Here is a 14713-nt window from a genome sequence, read left to right as displayed (position 1 = left end):
TCACAAAGCCTTCTTACAGTCCAGCCATCGCATCTTTCAACCCCTAAGAGGTCTGTACATGAAGTTGTCTGTGATTCACATTCTGGTGGCTGGTGCTCTGTCTGCGGGCGGCGTGGGCCAGGCCCTGGCTCAGCAGGAAGCCACCGGCGCAGGCGCCAGCTTCCCGGCTCCGCTGTACTCCAAGTGGGCTGCGGACTACAACAAGGCCACCGGCGTGAAGATCAACTACCAGTCCGTGGGCTCCAGCGCCGGCATCAAGCAGATCGAAGCCAAGACCGTGGACTTCGGCGCCTCCGACGAGCCGCTCAAGGATGAAGAACTGGCCAAGAAGGGTCTGGTGCAATTTCCCACCGTGATCGGCGGCATCGTGCCCGTGGTCAACATCAAGGGCATCCAGCCCGGCCAGCTCAAGCTGACCGGCCAGGTGCTGGGCGACATCTACCTGGGCAAGATCAGCAAGTGGAATGACGAGGCCATCAAGGCCCTGAACCCGGGCGTGAACCTGCCTGACGCCACCATCGCTCCCGTGCGCCGCGCTGACGGCTCGGGCACCACCTTCGGCTTCACCAACTACCTGTCCAAGGTCAATGCCGAGTGGAAGGAAAAGGTTGGCGAAGGCAAGGCCGTGAACTGGCCCACGGGCGCAGGCGGCAAGGGCAACGAAGGCGTGGCCGCCTTCGTGGGTCGCCTGCCCAACTCCATCGGCTACGTCGAGTACGCCTACGTCAAGCAAAACAAGCTGACCTACACCCAGCTGCAGACCGCAGGCGGCACCTTCGTGTCCCCTGATGACGCCACCTTCAAGGCCGCTGCTGCCGGTGCCGACTGGGCCAAGAGCTTCTACCAGATCCTGACCAACCAGCCTGGCAAGGAGGCATGGCCCATCACCTCGGCCACCTTCATCATCATGCACAAGGCCCAGGACAAGCCTGCACAGGCCGCTGCCTCGCTGAAGTTCTTCGAGTGGGCCTACAAGTCCGGCGACAAGACCGCCACCGACCTGGACTACGTGCCCATGCCTGACGCCGTCAAGAACGTGATCTTCCAATCCTGGGGCCAGATCAAGGACACCTCCGGCACTGCCATTTCCCTGAAGTAAACCCTGAAAAGGGGGCCATGGCGCACCGCCGGCAGGTGCATCATGGCTCCCCTGATCCCTTCACAAACCGCGAATAAAGGCGCCTCACGTGTCCACAACGTCGCCCTCGAACTCGCTGGCCGCCTCTGCACAGGCTTCCCAGCGACGCACACCTTCTCCGCTACGCCCCCCGATGCTGTCGGGGCGCGTGGCGGATCGCTTGTTTGGCGCTCTCGCGCGTCTGGCCGCGCTGCTGACGCTGGGCCTGCTGCTGGCCATCCTGGCCTCGCTGCTGGTCGGTGCCTGGCCCGCCATCTATGAATACGGCCTGAGTTTCCTCGGCCGCAGTGTCTGGGACCCCGTTCGCAACGAATTCGGCGGCCTGGTCATGATCTACGGCACGCTGGCCACCTCGGCCATCGCATTGCTGATTGCGGTGCCCGTGAGCTTCGGCATCGCGCTGTTCCTCACCGAGCTGTCGCCGGCCTGGCTCAAGCGCCCGCTGGGCACGGCCGTGGAGCTGCTGGCCGCCGTGCCTTCCATCGTCTACGGCATGTGGGGCCTGATGGTGTTCGGCCCCGTGCTGTCCACCTATGTGCAGCAGCCCCTGCAAAAGCTGTTCCAGGGCGTTCCCTATCTGGAGGCCTTCGTGTCCGGCCCGCCGGTGGGCATCGGCATCCTGTCGGCCGGCATCATCCTGGCCATCATGATCATTCCCTTCATCGCCTCCGTGATGCGCGATGTGTTCGAGGTCACTCCGGCCCTGCTCAAGGAGTCCGCCTATGGCCTGGGTTCCACGACCTGGGAAGTGGTCTGGAAGGTGGTTCTGCCCTACACCAAGACCGGCGTGCTCGGCGGCGTGATGCTGGGCCTGGGCCGTGCATTGGGCGAGACCATGGCCGTGACCTTCGTGATCGGCAACATGAACCAGCTCAACTCGCTGTCGGTCTTCGAGGCTGCCAACAGCATCACCTCGGCCCTGGCCAACGAGTTCGCCGAAGCGGGCGAGGGCTTGCACCAGGCTTCGCTGATCTATCTGGGTCTGGTGCTGTTCTTCATCACCTTCGTGGTGCTGGCTTGCTCCAAGGTCCTGCTCAACCGCCTGCAAAAGAATGAAGGAGCACGCTCGTGAGCAGCACCTCCACCAAGATGATCAATGCCGCCGAGCTGTCGCGCGTGCGCCAGGCCAAGTATGCCCAGCGCAAGCGTGTGAACCAGGTGGCGCTGACCCTGTCCCTGGCTGCCATGACCTTCGGCGTGTTCTGGCTGATCTGGATTCTGTGGGAGACCATCACCCTGGGCATCGGCGGCCTGAGCCTGGCACTGTTCAGCGAGATGACGCCTCCGCCCAATGAGGCCGGCGGCATTGCCAACGCCATCTTCGGCTCGCTGATCATGGTGGCCCTGGCCACGTTCGTGGGCACGCCCATCGGCGTGATGGCCGGTGTCTACCTGGCTGAATACGATGCGCGTGGCTGGCTGGCCAATACCACACGCTTCGTCAACGACATCCTGCTGTCGGCGCCGTCCATCGTGATCGGCCTGTTCGTCTACACCGTGGTCGTGGCGCGCTTCAAGAGCTTTTCCGGCTATGCGGGCGTGGTGGCGCTGGCGCTGATCGTGATTCCCGTGGTCATCCGCACCACCGAGAACATGCTTGTGCTGGTGCCTGCCAGCCTGCGCGAAGCCGCCTACGCGCTGGGCACGCCCAAGTGGAAGGTCATCATCATGGTGACGCTGCGTGCAGCGCGCGCCGGCGTGATCACCGGCGTGCTGCTGGCCGTGGCCCGCATTGCCGGCGAGACCGCCCCGCTGCTGTTCACGGCGCTGAACAACCAGTTCTGGAATGCCGACCTGTCCAAGCCCATGGCCAGCCTGCCGGTGACCATCTTCAAGTTCGCGATGAGCCCTTACGAGAATTGGCAGCAACTGGCCTGGGCCGGTGTGTTCCTGATCACCGTGGCGGTGCTCGGTCTCAATATCCTGGCGCGTTTCCTGACACGCCAGAAGTAATGCAGCAACAAGCAATCAACCAGGACAAGGATTCCGCAATGACTGCGACCTCTTCCAGCGCGCTGACCTCTTCCAAGCTGACGGTGCGCGACCTGAACTTCTACTACGGCAAGTTCCACGCCTTGAAGGGCATCAACCTGGACATTCCCGAAAAGAAGGTCACGGCTTTCATCGGCCCGTCGGGCTGCGGCAAGTCCACGCTGCTGCGCACCTTCAACCGCATGTTCGAGCTGTATCCCGAGCAGCGCGCCGAAGGCCAGATTTTGCTGGACGGCGAGAACCTGCTGACCAGCAAGCAGGACGTGGCGCTGATCCGTGCCAAGGTCGGCATGGTGTTCCAGAAGCCCACGCCGTTTCCCATGTCCATCTACGACAACATCGCCTTCGGCGTGAAGCTGTTTGAAAACCTCAGCTCCTCCGACATGGACGACCGTGTGGAATGGGCACTGCGCAAGGCGGCCCTGTGGGGCGAGGTCAAGGACAAGCTGCAGCAAAGCGGCTCGGGCCTGTCCGGCGGCCAGCAGCAGCGCCTGTGCATTGCACGCGGCATTGCCATCAAGCCCGAAGTGCTGCTGCTCGACGAGCCCTGCTCGGCCCTGGACCCGATCTCCACGGCCAAGATCGAGGAGCTGATTGCCGAACTGAAGAACGACTACACCGTCGTCATCGTCACGCACAACATGCAGCAGGCGGCCCGCTGCAGCGACTACACGGCCTACATGTACCTGGGCGACCTGGTGGAATTCGGAGACACCGAGCAGATGTTCTTCAAGCCCCAGCGCAAGGAAACGGAAGACTACATCACCGGCCGCTTCGGCTGAGCAGGAGCCATCGATGACCGAAAAACACCTTTCCAGCCAGTTCGACAGCGAACTCAACCGCGTCTCGGCGCGCGTCATGGAACTCGGCGGTCTGGTCGAGTCCCAGATCCGCCAGGCCGTCTATGCGCTGTCGCGCTTCAGCATCGAGGCCGTGGAGCAGGTCGATGCCGCAGAAAAGCGCGTCAATGCCATGGAAGTGGAGATCGACCACGAACTGTCGTCCATCATTGCCCGGCGCCAGCCCACGGCGCGCGATCTGCGCCTGCTGATCGCCTTCTCCAAGGCCACGGCCAACCTGGAGCGCATGGGCGACGAAGCGCACAAGATGGCGCGCATGGTCAAGTCCATCATCGAAAGCGGCGCCGCACGCTCCCTGCCCACGGGCGACCTGCGCACTGCGGCCGAGATGGCCTCGGGCCTGCTGCGCAAGACGCTGGACGCCTTTGCGCGCCTGGACACCAAGGCGGCCGTGGCCATCCTCAAGGAAGATGACCTGATCGACCAGGAGTTCGACGGCTTCGTGCGCAAGCTCATCACCTACATGATGGAAGACCCGCGCACCATCTCGGCCAGCCTGGACCTGCTGTTCCTGGCCAAGGCCATTGAGCGCATCGGTGACCATTCCAAGAATGTGGCCGAGCTGATCATCTATCTGGTGGAGGGCAAGGATGTCCGCCACCAGACCATGGATGCCATCGAGTCGGCAGTGCTGTAAGTGCCGGAGGCGAACAACGGATGAAGAAGATGCCCATGGTCCTTATCGTCGAGGACGAGCCCGCCATCGCGGAGCTGATCGCTGTCAACCTGCGGCACAACGGCTTCCAGCCGGTCTGGGCCGAGGACGGCGTGACCGCGCAGCGCGAGCTCGATGCCGTGCTGCCCGACGTGATCCTGCTCGACTGGATGCTGCCCGGTGCCAGTGGTCTGGCCCTGGCGCGCAAGTGGCGCGCCGACAGCCGCACCAAGGCCGTGCCCATCCTGATGCTCACGGCGCGCGGCGATGAGCCGGACAAGGTGGCGGGGCTCGATGCGGGTGCCGATGACTACATCACCAAGCCCTTCTCGACCCAGGAGCTGCTGGCGCGCATCCGTGCCGTGCTGCGGCGCCGCGCGCCCGAGCAGATCCAGGACAAGGTCAGCATCGGCGAGCTGGTGCTCGACGCCGCCGCGCACCGCGTGAGCTGGCAGGGCGACATGATCAAGGTGGGCCCCACCGAGTTCAAGCTGCTGCACTATCTGATGAAGCACCCCGAGCGTGTGCACAGCCGTGCCCAGTTGCTGGACAAGGTCTGGGGCGATCACGTCTTCATCGAGGAGCGCACGGTGGACGTCCACGTCAAGCGGCTGCGCGAGGCGCTGGGCATGGCCGGTGCATTGATCGAAACGGTGCGGGGCGCCGGCTACCGGCTCAGCGCGCAGGCGCTGGCCTGAGGCGGTCCTGCGTTCCAATGAATCCACGCATGGCCCCCGCAGGCCATGCCCGGGCGCCGCTGCCCCAGGCAGCGAATACAACGCAAAGAAGGCGCAAGTATGGGTTGGCGAGGTTTTCGCTTGTTGGCGTCCCAGATCGCGGGCGCATTGCTGGGATGGTGGCTGTGGGGCGCCATGGCGGCCTCCAGCCCCGGCATGGCGTCACAGGCCGTGGCGGCCCTGGCGGGCGCGTTGTGCGCGGGCTGGATCTGGTGGCTGGTGGACAGCTGGAACGCCATGCGCCTGCTGTCCTGGCTGCGCCAGTCGGAGCTGCGGGAGGCGCCTGAACTCAGCGGCATCTGGGGAGAAGCCAGCGTGCGCATGCGCCGCTGGCTGCGCCAGAGCGTGCAGCAGGTGCAGCAGGGCGACCAGCGGCTCAATGACATTCTTTCTGCCCTGCAGGCCAGTCCCAACGGCGTGGTCCTGCTGGATGCCGACGGCCGCATCGAATGGTGCAACCAGATCGCGGCGCGCCAGTTCGGCTTCGATGCCGAACGCGACCTGCTGCAAAGCATTGGCAACCTGGTGCGCGACCCCGAGTTCAGCGCCTATTTCGCCACCCAGGATTTCTCGCGCGATCTGGTCATGCAGGGCCGCGAAAGCACGGCCTCGCGCCCCGTCAAGCTGTCGGTGCAACTGTACGGCTATGGCGAAGGGCGCAAGCTGCTGCTGGCGCGCGATGTGACCGCGGTGGAGCAGGCCGAGGCCATGCGCCGTGACTTCGTGGCCAACGTCTCGCATGAAATCCGCACGCCGCTGACCGTGCTCGTGGGCTTTGTCGAGACGCTGCAGAACCTGCCGCTGGAGCCCGAGGAACGCAACCGCTACCTGGGCCTGATGGCCCAGCAGGCCGAGCGCATGCAGCATCTGGTGGAAGACCTGCTGGCGCTGTCGCGCCTGGAGGGCAGTCCGCTGCCCAGCAGCAACGAATGGGTGCCCGTGGCCCAGCTCATGCAGCGCTGCGAAAACGAGGCGCGCGGCCTGTCGTCCATGCTGACGCGCAAGCAATCCCTGCCGCATGCGCTGAGCTTTCCGTCGGCCGAGATGCTGGCGCAGGCCGGCGAGGTGGCCGGCGCCAGCGCCGAGCTGCAAAGCGCCTTCTCCAACCTGCTGGCCAACGCCATGCGCTACACACCGGCAGGCGGGCGCATCGACGTCACCTGGGAGACCTTGCCCGATGGATCGGCACGCTTTGCCGTGCAGGACTCCGGGCCAGGGATCGAGCCCAAGCACCTGGCGCGCCTGACGGAACGCTTTTACCGCGTGGACCGCAGCCGTTCGCGCGATACCGGCGGCACGGGCCTGGGCCTGGCCATCGTCAAGCATGTGCTGCAGCGCCATGGTGCCAAGCTGGGCATCACCAGCGCGCCGGGCCAGGGATCGGAGTTTTCGGTGACCTTTCCGGCCAGCCGGGTGCGCATTCCTGCGCCCGAGGCCCGTGACAGCAGCGACAGCCGGGGCAGCCGCGCCGCATAGCGCGCTCTGACGGATGGCCGCTACCCGCTCAGCGGTTTGTGGCCTTGCGTACGACCGCGCTGAACACCACTGCGGTCACCAGCAGCGCACAGGCGCTGCCGGCCCAGAAGGGGGCGGGCGTGCCCGGGTGCAGCCAGGCGGGCAGGACGCTGTCCGTGCCATAGGCCAGCCAGTATCCGCCGGCCAGACCGCCACCCCATAGCAGCAGGCAATAGATGACCAGTGGCGCCACGGTGATGCGGTAGCAGCGCAGCACGAAGATGCAGAAAGTCTGGATGGCGTCCGCCACATGGTAGGCAGCCACCCAGGCCAGCAGGCTGGCGGTGATGGCCACCACCTCGGGGTTGCCGCTGTAGATGCGGGCCAGGCCCTCGCGGGAAAGCAACAGTGCACAGGCCAGCACCAACCCGCCCATTGCCGCCAGTCGCCAGCCCATGGCGACCAGGCGCCGCGCCGTGACCTCGTCGCCGGCGCCGCGCCAGTAGCTGACCCGTGCGCTGGTGGCAATGGCCAGTGACAGAGGCACCATGTAGCACAGCGCCGCAAGGTTGGCGGCGATCTGGTGGCTGGCCGAGGCCAGCGTGCCCTGGCGCGCCACGAACAAGGCCATCAGCGTGAACGATGTCACCTCCACCAGAATCGCCAGTCCCGCAGGAATGCCCAGGCGCGCGAACTGCGCCAGCTGGGGCCAGTCCGGCGGCTCCATGCGCTGCCACAGCGCCAGCGGTGCGTACAGGCGTTGGCTGCGCATCAAAGACAAGGCCAGCGCGACCATGGCGTAGTTCACGATCAGCGTGGCCCAGGCGCAGCCTTCGGCGCCCAAGGCCGGCAGGCCGGCTCCGCCAAAGGCCAGCCAGATGGACAAAGGGATCTTGATCAGCAGCGACACCAGCTGCAGCCAGGTCACCAGCAAGGGGTGGCCCAGCGCCTGGTTGAGCGTGCTGTAGATGCGAAACAGCAGGGCGGCCGGCAGGCTCCAGGCCAGCACCGAGAGATAGGCCCGCACCTGCACCTGCAGCGGCAGCGGAACATCGGCCCAGCGCAGCAGTGCATCGGGAAACAGCAGCACGCCCATGCCCACGGCGCAGGCCGCCAGCAGCATGTACATGGCCTGCCGCAGCGTGCGGCCTATGGCCTGGGGCTGTCCGGCGCCGCGGTGCTCGGCCCACAGCGGCAGCAGGGCCTGGAAAATGCCCATCAGCGAGACGTAGACGCTCACGAAGATGGCCGATCCCACGGACAGCGCCGCCAGCGCCTCTTCTGAATAGCGGCCCGCCACGATGGTGTCGGTCACGCCGAAGGCCATCACGGCCAGCTGCCCGGCCAGCACGGTCAGGGCATGCTGGGCAATGGTGCGTCGCTCAGCGCTCAGGGGGGCGTGCGCTGGCAGGTTCATGGCTTGACCTGGACGGGCCTCGCCTCAGGCCTGCGTTTCAAGACCAGAAGGAAGTCCTTGCGGTCGGTGGGCCGTACCACGCGGGCCACGGTCTCCCAGGTGGCCTGCAGACGTGCGCTGTGAGGATCCAGCCAGGTTTCTTCCTCGGCCACCATCCAGTCGCAGCGCGCGGCACCGGCCATGCTCAGTCGCTGGGTATCGATGTCACCGTAGTAGCGCAGCGCGGCAATGTGGGCGCGCGGCAGGCCATAGGTTTGAACGCAGCTGCCGTCCCTGGGCAGTTCGGCCAGTACCAGGCGCATCTGTGGCTCGAAGCTGCGCGCATGGTCCATCAGCGGCAGCCACAGCGTCATCAGCAGCAGCCAGGCCAGCGTGGCGCCACTGGCGGGCAGCACCAGGCTCTTCCAGATGGCCGCACGGTTGCGCGAGGTGCGCCAGGCCACGAGCACACACCAGGCCAGGGTGGCAGCCACCGCCACGGCGAAGGACAGCACCGAGAATTCCGGCGTGAACTGCGGGGCCAGCCTTGCCACATTGGCGGCGGGCTTGGCGGGAATGCCGGTCTGCAGCGAAAGCCAGATCACCCAGATGGCAATGGCCGCGGCGCTGAAGAACAGCAGGGTGAACCAGTCGATCAGGGCGCTGATGCTGCGGCGCAGCGTGGGCAGGGCAAAGGCCGCCAGCGTGGCGATGGCGGGCAGGCCCAGCAGCAGGGCGCGGTCTGCTGGCAGCGTGCTCAACGAAGCGATCACCGGAATGATGGCAAACCACAGCGGCAGCGCCAGATGGGGATAGCGCCGGGGCGTGGCGATCTGGCGACGCCAGACCCACAGCGTCCACAGTGCCAGCGGCCAGGCGGGCCAGCTGAACCACAGCAGCAGCCTGACCAGGCTTTGCCATTCCTTGGCAGTGCCGCTGTCCACCACGCGCCAGGCCCACTGGTCCAGCCACCAGGACAGTGCGGCCGCCAAGATCGTCACCGCCAGCCACAGCACGGTCCACAGGCGTGATGCGCGTGGGGCGGGCGTGGCTTCGTCGCCCCAGGTGCGCGAGAAGAAAGCCATGGCGGTACCGCCCAGGCCGAACAGCGTGGCCACGGTCGGCGCGCCGCTCAGTGCCAGGCCGGGCAGGCCCAGCAGCAATGCCAGCGTGGCCGTGCAGCCGTGGTAGGGCATGGCGGCGGCGGCAAAGAACAGCAGGGCCGCGCAGCCCAGCTGGGTCATGTAGCTGGTGGTTTCGTGGGAGAGCTGGGCCAGGCCCAGGCAGGCCACCAGGGCCAGCAACCCTCCGTCGGCCATGGCGCGCGCATAGTCGGTAGGCTGGGCCTCACCGCCAAAGGCAAAGGCCACGGGGCGTGCGCCCGGTGTGCGCGCCAGGTAGTACACGCCCCACCAGGTGGCCGCCAGCGTGATCACCAGCATGGCGATGAAGGGCAGGCGTGCCGCCATCTCCGGGTGCAGCCAGGAAGGTGCTCCCTGCATGGCCAGCGCACCGAGCCAGTACGAGAGCAGGCCTTCGGATTCGGGCAGCAGCCCCGCCATGCGCGGTGCCAGCCAGGAGGTATGGCCCAGGGCCAGCTCCCGCATGTAGCCGAAGGCCTCCATGTCGGCCATGCGCCAGGGGCTGCGCCCCACATATCCGGGCACGACATAGGCCAGGCACAGCAGCAGCAGCGACCAGCGCGGCAGGCGGCGCACGGCGCTTTGGGCAACGATGGCAGGGGTGGGCTGGTTCACTCACAGGACTTTCTGCAACGGAGGGCGCAAGAATACGCGAAGCAAGGGCCTCGAAAAGAATGGGGCATGCCTGGCCGGCATGGATTGGCCGGACTGCGAAAAACAAAAGGGCAGCGCGGTTGCCCGTGCTGCCCTTCTGGCCGGAGAAGCAGGATTTACTTCTTGCCGAAACGGTTGCGGAAGCGCTCCACACGGCCGCCCATGTTGTCCACCGACTTTTGCGTGCCGGTGTAGAAGGGGTGCGACTCGGACGAGGTGTCCAGCTTGAACAGGGGGTAGTCCTTGCCTTCGAAGGTTTCGGTTTCCTTCGTGTTCACGCAGGAGCGGGTCACGAACTTGAAGCCGTTGGACAGGTCCACGAACAGCACTTCGCGGTAGTTGGGGTGGATGCCTTCTTTCATGATCTTTCCTTCTGATGCAAGTGCGGTAGCCGTGCCTGACCCGCTGCAACCTTTGTAGCGGTTCAAATCAAGCGTACTTTCCGCAAGAAAAAGCCCTGCATTATCGCATAGTGCTCAGTTCCGTGCCAAACCGGCAGGCCTGGGGCCCGTGTACGCCGCGCGCGGACGGATGATTTGCCGGGTGGAGCGCTGCTCCAGCGCCTGCGCCAGCCAGCCGGCGCAGCGGCCCAGCGCGAACAGGCCGAAGGCGCTGCCCGGCGGCAGCTGCAGATGCCGTCGCAGGGCCACCAGCGCGAAATCGACCGAAGGCGCCTGCCCCGTCAGCGCCATCACCTCCTTGGCCAGCATCGTTGCCGGGCCATGCGCCGGCAGCATGTCAAGCAGCAGGGCGGCACGCACGTCGCCATCAGGGTAGAGGTGGTGGCCGAAGCCGGGCAGGGATTCGCCGCGCGCCAGACGCTGGCGCAGGCGGGTGGCGATCTGCTGCTCGCCCACCTCGTCCCACAGCGCTTCCACGCGCGCGGTCGTGCCGCCGTGGCGCCCGCCTGTCAAGGCGGCAAGGCCTCCCACCACGGCAGCGCGCAGGCTTGCGCCCGTGGAGGCCACGCAGCGCGCCGTGAAGCCTGATGCGTTGAGTTCATGGTCGGCGCACAGCACCAGGGCCACGCGCACGAGGTCCGCGCCTGGCGCATCCAGCTTCCAGGCCCGTGCGCACTGCAGATGGATGGCGGCCTTGTCCGGCACGGTGCCCAGCAGGCAGGCAGCCAGCAGGCGCAACAGCGCACCGCAGCCTGCCGCCAGCCGTTCGGGTGATTGCTGCCAGGCAGCGGTGGCCGTGTCATCGCTGGCGACGGTGAACAGGGGCAGCAATGTGTTTTCGCACGGTTGGCCTGCCATGCGCTGCTGCAGGTCGGACAGCAAAGGCGCGGCCTCCACGGCGTTTGCAGCGAAGGCTGCCTGGGTCGGGTATTGCCACAGGAGGGCGGCTGTCTCCTCCAGCGTGCGGGTTCGCGCCCAGTGAACGGCGTCCTCGCCCCGGTAGTACAGGCGGCCCTTTTCTATCAATGTGATCGTGGACTCCAGCACCGGCAGGCCCCAGCTGAGCGCGGCCTGCGCCACTTCGCGCGGCTTGCGGCCCAGGCCGCGCTGGCGTGCGAGCTGCTCGACCTCTTCGCGCAGGTAGCGGCTTTGGCGCGGCGTGTCTGCGGCGTGGGCCTGCAGCAGGCCTCGGCTGACATAGGCGTACAGCGTGGCACGGCTCACGCCCAGCAGCGCGGTGGCCTCGGTGGAGTTCAGGTAGTCGGGCATGGGTCGATCATATGTTGATTAATTGAATCAATATTGACAATATTTACCAGGAACCTATGGTGCGAGTTCCAAGCCTTGTTTCAGCTGCCAGGAGTGCTCCATGTCCCGTCTCCCTTTTCCCTGCGCTTTCGACCATTGCACCGGCCAGATCTGGGAGGCGCTGGATGGTGATCCGGTGGCGCTCCAACGTCTGGAGCAGCGAGGTCGTGGGTCCTTGGCCTCCGTGTTCCCGGTCTCCGATCTGGCGGCCGCCAGCCTGGGCGTGGCAGGCCTTTGCCTATCCGAGTTGATCGCGCAGCTCGACGCTGCAGCGCCGCGTGTGGTGGTGGATCGCAGGCTTGCCTCCTTGTGGTTTGGCCATAGCCTGCATCCGCAGGGCTGGGAGATGCCCGCGCTGTGGGATTCCGTGGCCGGCGACTACCGCTCGGCGGACGGCTGGATTCGCCTGCATACCAACGCGCCCCATCACCGTGCAGCGGCACTGGCCGTTCTGGATGCGCCCGCCGAACGCGAGGCCGTGGCTGCCGCGGTCGAGCGCTGGGCAGCACAAGAGCTGGAGTCGGCCGTTGTGGCGCAAGGCGGCTGTGCTGCAGCCATGCGCGGGCTGTCTGAATGGGCCGCGCACCCGCAGGGTCGCGCAGTGCAGCGGGAGCCCTTGCTGGCGTGGCAGATGCATCCACATCCGCATCCGCAATCGAGCCGGCATGCGGGTGCCTGGCAGCCATCGGCCAGGCGCCCGCTGCAGGGGCTGCGCGTGCTGGACCTGACGCGCATTCTGGCCGGCCCCGCTGCCACGCGATGGCTGGCGGGTCACGGCGCCGAGGTGTTGCGCATCGATCCGCCGGGCTGGGAGGAGCCCGGCACGGTGCCCGAGGTCACGCTGGGCAAGCGCTGTGCCCGGCTGGACCTGCGGGCGCCACAGCATCGTGCCGTGTTCGAGCAACTGCTGGCCGGGGCCGATGTGCTGGTCCATGGCTACCGGGACGGCGCGCTGGAAGGCCTGGGATTCGGTGCCGCGTGGCGTCGGCAGGTGAATCCTTCGCTCATCGACGTGTCGCTCAATGCCTATGGCTGGAGCGGGCCCTGGCAGCAGCGGCGCGGTTTCGACAGTCTGGTGCAGATGAGCGCCGGCATTGCCGATGCGGGCATGCACCGGCTGGGTCGCGACCGGCCCACGCCGTTGCCGCTGCAGGCGTTGGATCATGCAACGGGTTATCTGATGGCGGCCGCCGTGGTGATGGCGCTGGTGCGGCGCAGCCAGGGGCTGGGCGGCAGCACGGTGCGCGCCTCGCTGGCGCGCACGGCCCATCTCCTGGCGGGGCAGGGCGTCGGTGATCCGGACCCCTGCACGCTGGCGGCGGTGGACGGTTGGGCGGATTTCGGCGCGGCCGTCGAGGCCACTTCCTGGGGGCCCGCGCGGCGCCTGCGGGCGCCGGTGGAGGTGGCGGGCGCTCCCATGCACTGGGAGCGTGCGGCTTGCGCCCTGGGTACGGCTGCCGCTGCATGGTGAGCTGAATGCAAAACGCCCCGCGTGAGCGAGGCGTTCGCAGGTGCCGTGGGCTGGATCTCTGAGATCAGCCGCCGCGGCGCATCATGTCGAAGAAGTCCACGTTGGTCTTGGTGGCCCGCATGTTCTTGATCATCAGCTCCATGGCCTCGATCTCGTCCATGTTGTACATGAACTGGCGCAGGATGCGCGTCTTCTGCAGGATCTCGGGAGCCAGCAGCAGTTCTTCGCGGCGCGTGCCGCTCTTGTTGAGTTCGATGGCGGGGAACACGCGCTTTTCGTAGAGGCGGCGGTTCAGGGCCAGTTCGCTGTTGCCCGTGCCCTTGAACTCTTCGAAGATCACTTCGTCCATGCGGCTGCCGGTATCGACCAGGGCCGTGGCGATGATGGTCAGCGAGCCGCCTTCTTCCACATTGCGCGCCGCGCCGAAGAAGCGCTTGGGGCGCTGCAGCGCGTTGGAGTCCACGCCGCCCGACAGCACCTTGCCCGACGAGGGCACGACGTTGTTGTAGGCGCGGGCCAGGCGGGTGATGGAGTCCAGCAGGATGACCACGTCCTTCTTGAGTTCGACCAGGCGCTTGGCGCGCTCGATCACCATCTCGGCCACGTGCACGTGGCGCGTGGCGGGCTCGTCGAAGGTGGAGGCGATGATCTCGCCCTTGACCGAGCGCTGCATCTCGGTCACTTCCTCGGGGCGCTCATCGACCAGCAGCACCATCAGGTGAACGTCGGGATGGTTGGCCGTGATGGCGTGGGCGATGCTCTGCATCATCATGGTCTTGCCGCTCTTGGGCGGCGCGACGATCAGCGCGCGCTGGCCGCGGCCGATGGGGGCGATGATGTCGATGATGCGGCCGGTGATGTTCTCCTCGCCCTTGATCTCGCGCTCCAGGCGCAGCTGCTGGGTGGGGAACAGGGGGGTCAGATTCTCGAACAGCACTTTGTGCTTGTTCTGCTCGGGCGAGCCGCCATTGACGGAGTCGAGCTTGGTCAGGGCAAAGTAGCGCTCGCCATCCTTGGGTGTGCGCACTTCGCCTTCGATCATGTCGCCGGTGTGCAGGTTGAAGCGGCGGACCTGGCTGGGCGAGATGTAGATGTCGTCGGTGCTGGCCGTGTAGCTGGTGTCGGGGCTGCGCAGGAAGCCGAAACCATCCGGCAGGATTTCCAGCACGCCGTCGGCGAACACTTGTTCCCCGGCCTTGGCGCGCTTTTTGATGATGGCGAACATCAACTCTTGCTTGCGCATGCGACCGACGTTTTCGATCTCAAGCGCTTCGGCCTGCTTCAGGACTTCAGACACGTGCAGTGCCTTGAGTTCATTAAGGTGCATGGAGAGACTCCAGAACGGAGTGGAAAGAAACCAGGGGGAGGCGTTGAGCCAAGCGAAACACTGTGGAAGTGGGCTGGCTTGCCTGAGGGTCTCAGCGCGGCCTTCGATGCATAAGGCCGGTGATGAAGGGCATTATGACAGGAAAAAATCCGCAGGTCATAGGGAAATTTGCGCTGG

The 14713-nt window shown here is 66.1% G+C and carries 13 protein-coding genes; 8 read left to right on the top strand and 5 right to left on the bottom strand.

Annotated features, from left to right (window positions below; all coding sequences use genetic code 11):
• Positions 1-58 precede the first annotated feature (58 nt).
• The 7 genes from pstS (at position 59) to phoR (ending at position 6858) form a co-directional block, all read left to right on the top strand.
• A complete protein-coding gene (pstS, locus tag DTS01S_RS13280; protein ID WP_016447462.1) occupies positions 59-1099 on the top strand; it encodes a phosphate ABC transporter substrate-binding protein PstS in 1041 nt (346 codons plus the stop codon).
• A 172-nt stretch (positions 1100-1271) separates the two neighbouring features.
• Complete coding sequence (gene pstC / locus DTS01S_RS13275; RefSeq protein ID WP_016447461.1) at positions 1272-2210, top strand: phosphate ABC transporter permease subunit PstC; 939 nt, start codon at positions 1272-1274, stop codon at positions 2208-2210.
• Positions 2211-2227: 17 nt separating this feature from the next.
• A complete protein-coding gene (gene pstA, locus DTS01S_RS13270; RefSeq protein WP_046984528.1) occupies positions 2228-3091 on the top strand; it encodes a phosphate ABC transporter permease PstA in 864 nt (287 codons plus the stop codon).
• A 38-nt stretch (positions 3092-3129) separates the two neighbouring features.
• A complete protein-coding gene (gene pstB / locus DTS01S_RS13265; protein WP_016447459.1) occupies positions 3130-3912 on the top strand; it encodes a phosphate ABC transporter ATP-binding protein PstB in 783 nt (260 codons plus the stop codon).
• 13 nt (positions 3913-3925) lie between these two features.
• On the top strand, positions 3926-4627 hold the full coding sequence (gene phoU, locus DTS01S_RS13260) for a phosphate signaling complex protein PhoU (protein ID WP_016447458.1): 702 nt from the start codon (positions 3926-3928) through the stop codon (positions 4625-4627).
• Between the two features lie 20 nt (positions 4628-4647).
• On the top strand, positions 4648-5343 hold the full coding sequence (gene phoB / locus DTS01S_RS13255) for a phosphate regulon transcriptional regulator PhoB (protein WP_016447457.1): 696 nt from the start codon (positions 4648-4650) through the stop codon (positions 5341-5343).
• Between the two features lie 120 nt (positions 5344-5463).
• Positions 5464-6858: a phosphate regulon sensor histidine kinase PhoR gene (gene phoR, locus DTS01S_RS13250; protein WP_016447456.1), complete on the top strand. Its 1395-nt coding sequence runs from the start codon at positions 5464-5466 to the stop codon at positions 6856-6858.
• A gap of 28 nt (positions 6859-6886) precedes the next feature.
• On the opposite strand, the gene DTS01S_RS13245 is transcribed toward phoR, so the two are convergent.
• The 4 genes from DTS01S_RS13245 to DTS01S_RS13230 all read right to left on the bottom strand — a co-directional run bounded on the left by DTS01S_RS13245 (position 6887) and on the right by DTS01S_RS13230 (position 11699).
• A complete protein-coding gene (locus tag DTS01S_RS13245) occupies positions 6887-8254 on the bottom strand; it encodes an MATE family efflux transporter (protein WP_017404526.1) in 1368 nt (455 codons plus the stop codon).
• A complete protein-coding gene (locus DTS01S_RS13240; protein ID WP_017404527.1) occupies positions 8251-9990 on the bottom strand; it encodes a hypothetical protein in 1740 nt (579 codons plus the stop codon). Before DTS01S_RS13240 ends, DTS01S_RS13245 begins: the two co-directional genes overlap by 4 nt.
• A 155-nt stretch (positions 9991-10145) precedes the next feature.
• Positions 10146-10391, bottom strand: a complete 246-nt coding sequence (locus DTS01S_RS13235; protein WP_012206708.1) for a type B 50S ribosomal protein L31 — start codon at positions 10389-10391, stop codon at positions 10146-10148.
• Between the two features lie 114 nt (positions 10392-10505).
• Positions 10506-11699, bottom strand: a complete 1194-nt coding sequence (locus tag DTS01S_RS13230; RefSeq protein WP_017404528.1) for a citrate synthase family protein — start codon at positions 11697-11699, stop codon at positions 10506-10508.
• A gap of 100 nt (positions 11700-11799) precedes the next feature.
• On the opposite strand from DTS01S_RS13230, the gene DTS01S_RS13225 reads away from it, so the two are divergent.
• A complete protein-coding gene (locus tag DTS01S_RS13225; RefSeq protein WP_026062161.1) occupies positions 11800-13209 on the top strand; it encodes a CoA transferase in 1410 nt (469 codons plus the stop codon).
• Between the two features lie 64 nt (positions 13210-13273).
• Here DTS01S_RS13225 and rho read toward each other — a convergent pair whose 3' ends face one another.
• Complete coding sequence (rho, locus tag DTS01S_RS13220; protein WP_016447451.1) at positions 13274-14536, bottom strand: transcription termination factor Rho; 1263 nt, start codon at positions 14534-14536, stop codon at positions 13274-13276.
• Positions 14537-14713 lie beyond the last annotated feature (177 nt).

This window comes from Delftia tsuruhatensis NBRC 16741, assembly GCF_001571325.1.
Taxonomy (GTDB): Bacteria; Pseudomonadota; Gammaproteobacteria; order Burkholderiales; family Burkholderiaceae_C; genus Comamonas; species Comamonas tsuruhatensis.
This window is presented reverse-complemented; position numbering and strand designations above follow the sequence as displayed.

Coding starts and splice junctions, on each gene's coding strand:
- pstC (WP_016447461.1), top strand. CDS start 1,272: ATGCTGTCGGGGCGCGTGGCGGATCGCTTGTTTGGCGCTCTCGCGCGT.
- pstS (WP_016447462.1), top strand. CDS start 59: ATGAAGTTGTCTGTGATTCACATTCTGGTGGCTGGTGCTCTGTCTGCG.
- pstA (WP_046984528.1), top strand. CDS start 2,228: ATGATCAATGCCGCCGAGCTGTCGCGCGTGCGCCAGGCCAAGTATGCC.
- DTS01S_RS13235 (WP_012206708.1), bottom strand. CDS start 10,391: ATGAAAGAAGGCATCCACCCCAACTACCGCGAAGTGCTGTTCGTGGAC.
- DTS01S_RS13225 (WP_026062161.1), top strand. CDS start 11,800: ATGTCCCGTCTCCCTTTTCCCTGCGCTTTCGACCATTGCACCGGCCAG.
- pstB (WP_016447459.1), top strand. CDS start 3,130: ATGACTGCGACCTCTTCCAGCGCGCTGACCTCTTCCAAGCTGACGGTG.
- DTS01S_RS13245 (WP_017404526.1), bottom strand. CDS start 8,254: ATGAACCTGCCAGCGCACGCCCCCCTGAGCGCTGAGCGACGCACCATT.
- rho (WP_016447451.1), bottom strand. CDS start 14,536: ATGCACCTTAATGAACTCAAGGCACTGCACGTGTCTGAAGTCCTGAAG.
- DTS01S_RS13230 (WP_017404528.1), bottom strand. CDS start 11,699: ATGCCCGACTACCTGAACTCCACCGAGGCCACCGCGCTGCTGGGCGTG.
- phoU (WP_016447458.1), top strand. CDS start 3,926: ATGACCGAAAAACACCTTTCCAGCCAGTTCGACAGCGAACTCAACCGC.
- phoB (WP_016447457.1), top strand. CDS start 4,648: ATGAAGAAGATGCCCATGGTCCTTATCGTCGAGGACGAGCCCGCCATC.